Below are 8447 nucleotides of genomic sequence, written 5' to 3'. Positions count from 1 at the left end.
GGAGCAAGAAGAGACATGCACGGAGACACACGCTTGGCCCCCTGGAACGGCCTGTCCATGCCCGAGATGCAGTTGCTGCAGACCACCTTCTGGTCGGCCGGCGGCTCGCGCCATGGCATGGCGGCGCGGTTGGGCTTTTCGCGCAGCAAGGCCAACTCGCTGATCGCCGGGCTGCTGGACCAGGGGCTGCTCTCCGAAGCCGGCCAGCGCGAATCCACCGGCGGGCGGCGCGCCGAGCACCTGTGCCTGCATGCGGACCTCGGCCTGCTGCTGGCGGTGGACATCGGCGCCACCAGCCTCGACGTGGCCGTGCTCCAGCCCGACCTCACCGTGCTGGCCCACGCGGCGGAGCCGGCCGACGTGCGCAAGGGCCCCGGCGTGGTGCTGGCGCGCGTGCGCGAGCTGATGCGCGAACTGCTGGCGCGTTGCGGCGCGCAGCCCTCGCGGGTGCTGGGCATCGGCATCGGCGTGCCCGGCCCGGTGGATTTCGACAGTGGCCAGCTCGTCAACCCGCCGCTGATGCCCGGCTGGGACGGCTTCTCGATCCGCGACTACCTGCGCGAGGAGTACGGCGCCCCGGTGTTCGTCGACAACGACGTGAACCTGATGGCGCTGGGCGAGCTGTGGCGCCTGCAGCGGCAGTTGCCCAACTTCCTCGTCATCAAGATCGGCACCGGCATCGGCTGCGGCATCGTGTGCCACGGCGAGGTGTACCGCGGCGCCGCCGGCTCGGCCGGCGACGTGGGCCACATCTGCGTGGACCACGACGGCCCGCGCTGCCACTGCGGCAACGTCGGCTGCGTGGAGGCGATGGCGGCCGGCCCGGCGATCGTGCGCATGGCGGTGGCAGCGGCCGAGGCGGGCCAGAGCCCGCTGCTGGCCGAGCACCTGCGCGCGCACGGCCGCATCGACGCCGTGGACGTGGGCCAGGCGGTGCGCGCGGGCGACGTGGCGGCCAACGGGATCATCCAGCGCGCCGGCGCGCTGGTCGGGCAGATGCTGGCCTCGGTGGTGAACTTCTTCAACCCTTCGCACGTGTTCATCGGCGGCGGCATCACGCACATCGGGCCGCTGTTCCTGGCGGCCGTGCGGCAGAGCGTGTACCAGCGCTCGCTGGCGCTGTCGACGCGGCACCTGGAGATCCAGTACACGCCGCTGGGGCCGCAGGGCGGCGTGATCGGCGCAGGGGTGTTGGCGATGCACGAGTCGCTCAAGGTCGGGAGGGCGCTCGCATGAACACCCAGGGCGTCGCCGTCGCCTTCGACAACGTGGTCAAGGCCTTCGGCCCGGTGCAGGTGCTGCACGGCGTGAGCTTCGACCTCGCGCCCGGCCGCGTCTACGGCCTGCTGGGCGAGAACGGCGCCGGCAAGTCCACGCTGATGAAGATCCTCGCCGGCTACGAAGCGCTGACCGCCGGCGAGCTGCGCGTCAACGGCCAGCCGCAGCAGTTCCGCAGCTCGCGCGACGCCGAGGCGCTGGGCATCGTGCTGATCCACCAGGAGTTCAACCTGGCGGAAGACCTGAGCGTGGCCGACAACATCTTCCTCGGCCATGAAAAACGCAAGGGTCTGTTCCTCGACGACCGCGCGATGCGCGCCGAAGCCGCCGCCGCGCTGGCGCAGGTCGGCCTCGCGGTCGACCCGGCGACCAAGGTGCGCCGCCTGATCGTGGCCGAGAAGCAGTTGGTCGAGATCGCCAAGGCCATGGCCCGCCACGCGCGCCTTCTGATCATGGACGAGCCCACCGCCACGCTCACGCCGGGCGAGACCGAGCGCCTGTTCGGCCTCATCGCCCAGTTGCGCGCCGAGGGCGTGACCATCGTCTACATCTCGCACAAGCTCGACGAGGTGGAGCGCGTGACCGACGAGGTGATCGTGATGCGCGACGGCCGCTTCGTCGCCCGCGCGCCGACGCCCGAGCTGACGCGCCACCAGATGGCCAACCTGATGGTCGGCCGCGAGATCGCCGACCTGTACCCGCCGCGCGACCTGATGCCCACCGGCGGCGTGCCGGCGCTGCGGGTGCGCGGCTTCAGCGTGCCCGGCTGGGCGCAGGGCATCGACTTCGAGGTGCGGCCGGGCGAGATCCTCGGCTTCGCCGGCCTGGTCGGCGCGGGCCGCACCGAACTCTTCGAGGGCCTGCTCGGCCTGCGCCCGGCCAGCGGCACCGTCGAGCTGCAGGGCCAAGCCGTGCGCCTGCGCTCGCCGCGCCACGCGGCCCACCACGGCCTGACCTACCTGAGCGAAGACCGCAAGGGCAAGGGCCTGCACGTGGCCTTCGGCCTGCGCGAGAACCTGACGCTGATGGCGCTGGAGCAGTACGCCCGCCCGTGGCTGCGGCCCGAGGCCGAGCGCGCCGCGCTGGCCGCCGCCGTCAAGGACTACGGCATCCGCGCCGGCTCGCTGGAGGTCAAGGCCGCGTCGCTCTCGGGCGGCAACCAGCAGAAGCTCGCGCTGGCCAAGGTGCTGCAGCCGCGGCCGAAGGTGGTGGTGCTCGACGAGCCCACGCGCGGCGTGGACGTGGGCGCCAAGCGCGACATCTACTTCCTCATCCAGCGCCTGGCCCGCGAGGGCCTGGCCGTCATCGTCATCTCGTCGGAGCTGATGGAACTCATCGGCCTGGCCCACCGCGTCGCCGTGATGCGCGCGGGCCGGTTGGAGGCCACGCTGCCCGGCGAGGGGCTGACCGAAGAAACACTCATCGCCCATGCGACAGGGACCGCCCATGCCGAAGCCTGACACGCCCACCGCCGCCGCCGAGGGCGCGGCGCACCGCGCCGAATCCAAGCCGCGCTGGACCGAGCGCCTGCACGGCCTGGGCCCCGTCATCGGCCTGGTGCTGCTGTGCATCGCCGGCGGCGTGCTCAACAGCGACTTCGCCACGCTCGACAACCTGATGAACGTGCTCACCCGCACCGCCTTCATCGGCATCATCGCGGTGGGCATGTGCTTCGTCATCATCTCCGGCGGCATCGACCTGTCGGTGGGTTCGATGGCGGCGCTGATCGCGGGCAGCGTGATCCTGTTCATCAACTGGGCCGGGCCGGCGACGGGGTCGCCGCTGCTGGCCGTGGTGCTGGGCGCGGGCCTGGCGGTGCTGCTGGGCGCGCTCTTCGGGCTGGCGCACGGCCTGCTCACCACGCGCGGGCGCATCGAGCCCTTCATCGTCACGCTGGGCACCCTGGGCATCTTCCGCGCCTACCTCACCTACTTCGCCAACGGCGGCGCGATCACGCTCGACAACGACCTGTCAGACCTCTACGCGCCGGTCTACTACGCGAGCCTGCTGGGCATCCCGGTGCCGGTGTGGGTCTTCCTGCTGGTGGCGGTGGCGGGCGCCGTCATCCTCAACCGCACCGCCTACGGCCGCTACGTGCAGGCCATCGGCTCCAACGAGCAGGTGGCCCGCTACGCCGCCGTGCACGTGGACCGCGTGAAGACGCTCACCTACGTGCTGCTGGGCGCATGCGTGGGCATCGCCACGCTGCTGTACGTGCCGCGGCTGGGCTCGGCCTCGCCCACCACCGGCCTGCTGTGGGAGCTGGAGGCCATCGCCGCGGTGATCGTCGGCGGCACCGCGCTCAAGGGCGGTGCGGGCAGCATCACCGGCACGGTGGTCGGCGCGATCCTGCTCTCGGTCATCAGCAACATCCTCAACCTCACCAGCATCATCAGCGTGTACCTCAACGCGGCGGTGCAGGGCTTCGTGATCATCGTGGTGGCGTTCCTGCAAAGAGGCAGGCGATGAACGCGGGGCATCCGCCCACCCGCCCCGTTCGGGCTGAGCCTGTCGAAGCCGCGCGCCGCGCTTCGACAGGCTCAGCGTGAACGGGTGGGGAACCTTCCCGTGTCAGTGAACTTTCAACCCAGGAGACATCCAGCATGACCTTCATCACCCGTCGCATCGCCCTCACGGCCGTCGCCGCCGCCGCGCTCGCCAGCGTGCCCGCGCTGGCCGCCGAGAAAGTGAACCTGGGCGTGTCCATCCCGGCCGCCACGCACAGCTTCATGGGCGGCATCAACTACTGGGCCAACCAGGCCAAGAAGGACCTGGAGAAGCAGCACAAGGACCTGAAGATCACCATCAAGACGGCCGCCAACGCACAGGAGCAGGCCAACCAGCTGCAGGACTTCAGCACCGTCACCAAGATCAACGCGCTGGTGGTCTTCCCCTTCGAGTCGGCGGCGCTGACCAAGCCGGTGGCGCAGGTCAAGGCCAAGGGCGCCTACGTCACCGTGGTCGACCGGGGCCTGACCGACACCAGCGCGCAGGACGCCTACGTGGCCGGCGACAACACCGCCTTCGGCAAGATCCCGGCCGAGTACATCGCCAAGCAGCTCAACGGCAAGGGCAACATCGTCGCGCTGCGCGGCATCGCCACCACGCTGGACAACGAGCGCATGGACGCCTTCAACAGCGTGCTGAAGAACCACCCCGACATCAAGCTGCTGGACGCCAAGTACGCCAACTGGAACCGCGACGACGCCTTCAAGGTCACGCAGGACTACCTGACGCGCTTCAAGGAGATCGACGCCATCTGGGCGGCCGACGACGACATGGCGGTGGGCGTGCTCAAGGCCATCGAGCAGGCCAAGCGCAAGGACATCAAGATCGTCTTCGGCGGCGCCGGCGCCAAGGGCATGGTCAAGACCATCCTCGACGGCAAGGACCCGCGCATTCAGGCCGACGTGAGCTACTCGCCCAAGTTCATCTACGACGCCATCAAGCTCACTGCCGAGGCGCGCCTGAAAGGCGAGAAGCTGCCCGAGACCACCATCATTCCTTCCGTACTGATCACGAAGGAAAACGCCAAGGACTTCTACCACCCGAACTCGCCGTTCTAAACGACCCACCCCCAGTCTTCGCGGACTTCGTTCCGCTCCGCCAACCCCCTCAAGGGGGCACCGCCTGCGGCCTGGCAGAGCCAGTTCCGCGGCGGTTCCCGCATGGCCTGCTCCGCGGCCGCCAGAGGGGATGCGAGGTGGAGCGAGTGCTGAGCAAAGGAAACCCGAATGCCACGCCCCGTCACCCTCTTCACCGGCCAGTGGGCCGACCTGCCGCTGGCCGAGCTGGCGCCGCTGGCGCGGCGCATGGGCTACGACGGGCTGGAGCTGGCCTGCTGGGGCGACCACTTCGACGTGCAGCAGGCGCTTGCCTCCGACCGCTACGTCGAGGACAAGTGGGCGCTGCTGCGCGAGCACGGCCTGACCTGCCTGGCCATCGGCAACCACCTGGTCGGGCAGGCCGTGTGCGACCTCATCGACGAGCGCCACCGCGCCATCCTGCCGCCGCAGGTGTGGGGCGACGGCGATCCGGAAGGCGTGCGCCAGCGCGCCGCGCGCGAGCTGGCCGACACGGCCATCGCCGCCGCGAAGTTCGGCGTGAAGACGGTCACCGGCTTCACCGGCTCGTCGATCTGGCACGCCACCTACGCCTTCCCGCCCACCTCGCAGGCCTACTGGGACGCGGGCTTCGCCGACTTCGGCCGGCGCTTCGGGCCGATCCTCGACACCTTCGAGCAGCAGGGCGTCAACTTCGCGCTCGAGGTGCACCCGACCGAGATCGCCTTCGACATCGCCTCGGCCGAGCGCGCCATCGAGGCGGTGGGCGGGCACCGCCGCTTCGGCTTCAACTTCGACCCCAGCCACCTGGCCTACCAGGGCGTGGACTACGTGCGCTTCATCCGCCGCTTTGCCGACCGCATCTACAACGCCCACATGAAGGACGTGTGGTGGGGCAGGGGCGACGGCACGGTGGGCGTGTTCGGCGGCCACACCAGCTTCGGCGACGCACGGCGCTTCTGGGACTTCCGCAGCGTCGGGCGCGGCATGGTGGACTTCGAGGCCATCATCGTCGCGCTCAACGACATCGGCTATGCCGGGCCGCTCTCGGTGGAATGGGAGGACAGCCGCATGGACCGCGTGCACGGCGCCACGGAGAGCGCGGCCTTCTGCCGCCGGCTGGACTTCCCCGCGGCCGCAGGCGCTTTCGATGCCGCGTTCGACAAAGCCGCCCAAGGCGGCATGGCCGGCACATGAGAAAGCTGCGCTACGCGATGGTAGGCGGCGGCCAGGGCGCCTTCATCGGCGCCGTGCACCGCAAGGCGCTGGCGCTGGACGGGCAGGCCGAACTGGTGGCCGGCGCGCTGGCCTCCACGCCCGAGCGGGCCCATGCCTCGGGCCGCGAATTGGGCCTGGCCGACGACCGCAACCATGCCGACTGGCAGGCGCTGCTCAACGACGAACTCAAGCGCCCGGCCAACGAACGCATCGACTTCGTCTCCATCGTCACGCCCAACCACCTGCACTACCCGGTGGCCAAGGCCTTCGCCGAGGCCGGCATCCACGTCGTGTGCGACAAGCCGCTGGTGCACACCAGCGAGCAGGCCGCCGAGCTGGCGCGCATCGTCGAGCGCAGCGGCAGCGTGTTCGGCGTCACCTACAACTACGGCGGCTACCCGATGGTGCGCGAGGCGCGCGCGCTGGTGCAAGGCGGCGCCATCGGCGAGATCCGCAAGGTCGTCGTCGAGTACCACCAGGGCTGGCTGGCGACGAAGCTGGAAGATGGCGGCGACAACAAGCAGGCCGCATGGCGCACCGACCCGGCCCGCAGCGGCGCGGCCGGGGCGCTGGGCGACATCGGCTCGCATGCCGAGAACCTGGTCGCCACCGTCACCGGCCTGGAGATCGAGCGCCTGTGCGCCGACCTGGGCACCTTCGTGCCCGGCCGCCGGCTGGACGACGACGCCAGCATGCTGCTGCGCTTCCGCGGCGGCGCGCGCGGCGTGCTGGTCGCCTCGCAGATCGCCGCCGGCTGCGAGAACGGCCTGCGCCTGCGCGTCTTCGGCACCACCGGTACGCTCGACTGGCGACAGGAAGAACCCAACACGCTGCTGCACGCGCCGCTGGACGGCCCGCCGCGCCTGCTCACGCGCGGCTCGCCGTGGCTGAGCGAATCGGCGCGCTTGGCGACGCGGTTGCCCGCGGGCCACCCGGAAGGCTTCATCGAGGCCTTCGCCAACGTGTACCTCGGCGTGATCGCGCACATCCGCGCGCTGCAGCAGGGCAATGCGCCCGATCCGCTGCTGGCCGACTACCCGACGCTGGCCGATGGTGCGCGCGGCGTGCGCTTCATCGAGAAAGCATTGGAAAGCGCCGCCAGCGTACAGAAGTGGACCGATTTCTAGGCTAGCGTCGGGGGACCTATGTTCCTCGGCATCGACCTCGGCACCTCCGGCCTCAAGGCCATCGTGCTCGACCGCGCGCACCGCGTGCTGGCCAGCGCCTCGGCCCCGCTCACGGTGCAGCAGCCGCAGCCGCTGTGGCGCGAGCAGGCGCCAGCCGACTGGTGGCGGTCTTGCGAGACGGCGCTGGACGCCGTGCTGGCGCAGGTGGACCGCCGGCGCATCGAGGCGATCGGCCTCTCGGGCCAGATGCACGGCGCCACGCTGCTCGACGCGCGCGGTGAGGTGCTGCGCCCGGCCATCCTGTGGAACGACGGCCGCGCCTGGCGCGAATGCGCCGAACTGGAAGCGGCCGTGCCCGTGGCGCGCGAGATCACCGGCAACCTGATGATGCCGGGCTTCACCGCGCCCAAGCTGGCGTGGCTGCGGCGGCACGAGCCGGCGGTGTTCGACCGCGTGGCCCATGTGCTGCTGCCCAAGGACTGGCTGCGCCTGCGCCTGACGGGCGAGTTCGCCACCGACCGCTCGGACGCGGCCGGCATGCTGTGGCTGGACGTGGCGCGCCGCGGCTGGAGCGACGAGCTGCTGGCCGCCACCGGCCTCGCGCGCGCGCAGATGCCGCGGCTGCACGAAGGCCCGGAAGTGACCGGCCGGCTGCGCGAGGACATCGCGCGCCGCTTCGGCCTGCAGCGCATCCCGGTGGTGGCCGGCGGCGGCGACAACGCGGCCGGTGCGGTCGGCGTCGGCGTGGTGCGGGCCGGGCAGGCGATGCTGTCGCTGGGCACCTCGGGCGTGTGCTTCGCGGCCACCGACCGCTTCCTCGCCAACCCGGCGCAGGCGGTGCACAGCTTCTGCCATGCGCTGCCGGCCACCTGGCACCTGATGTCGGTGATGCTCTCTGCGGCGGCCTGCCTGGACTTCAGCGCGCGGCTGGTCGGCGCCGAGGTGCCGCAATTGCTGGCCGAGGCCCAGGCGCGCGGCCTGAACGACGACACACCGCTCTTCCTGCCCTACCTGAACGGCGAGCGCACGCCGCACAACAACCCGGCAGCGCAGGGCGTGTTCTTCGGGCTCACGGCGGGCACGGACCGGGCGGACCTCTTCAACGCCACGCTGGAAGGCGTGGGCCACGGGCTGGCGCAGGGCCTCGGTGCGCTGGAGGCGGCCGGCGCCGATTTCAGCGGTGGCCTCACGCTCATCGGCGGCGGTTCGCGCAGCGCGTACTGGGCGCAGATGCTGGCGGATCTCTCGGGCAAGACCTTGC

The 8447-nt window shown here is 71.0% G+C and carries 7 protein-coding genes; all 7 read left to right on the top strand.

Features of this window, described 5'->3' with window-relative positions:
* Window positions 1-66: 66 nt before the first annotated feature.
* Window positions 67-1236: an ROK family protein gene (locus ACIY1X_RS22035; RefSeq protein ID WP_399684744.1), complete on the top strand. Its 1170-nt coding sequence runs from the start codon at window positions 67-69 to the stop codon at window positions 1234-1236.
* On the top strand, window positions 1233-2738 hold the full coding sequence (locus ACIY1X_RS22030; protein WP_399684741.1) for a sugar ABC transporter ATP-binding protein: 1506 nt from the start codon (window positions 1233-1235) through the stop codon (window positions 2736-2738). The genes ACIY1X_RS22035 and ACIY1X_RS22030 overlap by 4 nt, the downstream gene beginning before the upstream one ends.
* Window positions 2725-3747: an ABC transporter permease gene (locus ACIY1X_RS22025; protein ID WP_399684738.1), complete on the top strand. Its 1023-nt coding sequence runs from the start codon at window positions 2725-2727 to the stop codon at window positions 3745-3747. Before ACIY1X_RS22030 ends, ACIY1X_RS22025 begins: the two co-directional genes overlap by 14 nt.
* A 134-nt stretch (window positions 3748-3881) precedes the next feature.
* Window positions 3882-4844, top strand: coding sequence for a substrate-binding domain-containing protein (locus tag ACIY1X_RS22020; RefSeq protein WP_399684735.1), 963 nt, complete (start codon window positions 3882-3884; stop codon window positions 4842-4844).
* Window positions 4845-5012: 168 nt separating this feature from the next.
* Window positions 5013-6038: a sugar phosphate isomerase/epimerase family protein gene (locus ACIY1X_RS22015; protein WP_399684733.1), complete on the top strand. Its 1026-nt coding sequence runs from the start codon at window positions 5013-5015 to the stop codon at window positions 6036-6038.
* A complete protein-coding gene (locus ACIY1X_RS22010) occupies window positions 6035-7186 on the top strand; it encodes a Gfo/Idh/MocA family protein (protein ID WP_399684730.1) in 1152 nt (383 codons plus the stop codon). Before ACIY1X_RS22015 ends, ACIY1X_RS22010 begins: the two co-directional genes overlap by 4 nt.
* A gap of 18 nt (window positions 7187-7204) precedes the next feature.
* Window positions 7205-8447, top strand: a 1243-nt coding sequence (gene xylB, locus ACIY1X_RS22005; RefSeq protein ID WP_399684727.1) for a xylulokinase, incomplete at its 3' end; no start/stop codon positions are given.

It is taken from the genome of Xenophilus sp. (assembly GCF_044462705.1).
GTDB classification, from domain to species: Bacteria; Pseudomonadota; Gammaproteobacteria; order Burkholderiales; family Burkholderiaceae_C; genus Xenophilus; species Xenophilus azovorans.
The sequence above is the reverse complement of the archived record's forward strand: the minus strand, read 5'-3'. Positions and strand labels throughout refer to the sequence as shown.

Excerpts from the sequence above, each read along its gene's own strand:
- ACIY1X_RS22015 (WP_399684733.1), top strand. The coding sequence starts at position 5,013 with ATGCCACGCCCCGTCACCCTCTTCACCGGCCAGTGGGCCGACCTGCCG.
- ACIY1X_RS22010 (WP_399684730.1), top strand. The coding sequence starts at position 6,035 with ATGAGAAAGCTGCGCTACGCGATGGTAGGCGGCGGCCAGGGCGCCTTC.
- ACIY1X_RS22030 (WP_399684741.1), top strand. The coding sequence starts at position 1,233 with ATGAACACCCAGGGCGTCGCCGTCGCCTTCGACAACGTGGTCAAGGCC.
- ACIY1X_RS22020 (WP_399684735.1), top strand. The coding sequence starts at position 3,882 with ATGACCTTCATCACCCGTCGCATCGCCCTCACGGCCGTCGCCGCCGCC.
- ACIY1X_RS22025 (WP_399684738.1), top strand. The coding sequence starts at position 2,725 with ATGCCGAAGCCTGACACGCCCACCGCCGCCGCCGAGGGCGCGGCGCAC.
- ACIY1X_RS22035 (WP_399684744.1), top strand. The coding sequence starts at position 67 with ATGCAGTTGCTGCAGACCACCTTCTGGTCGGCCGGCGGCTCGCGCCAT.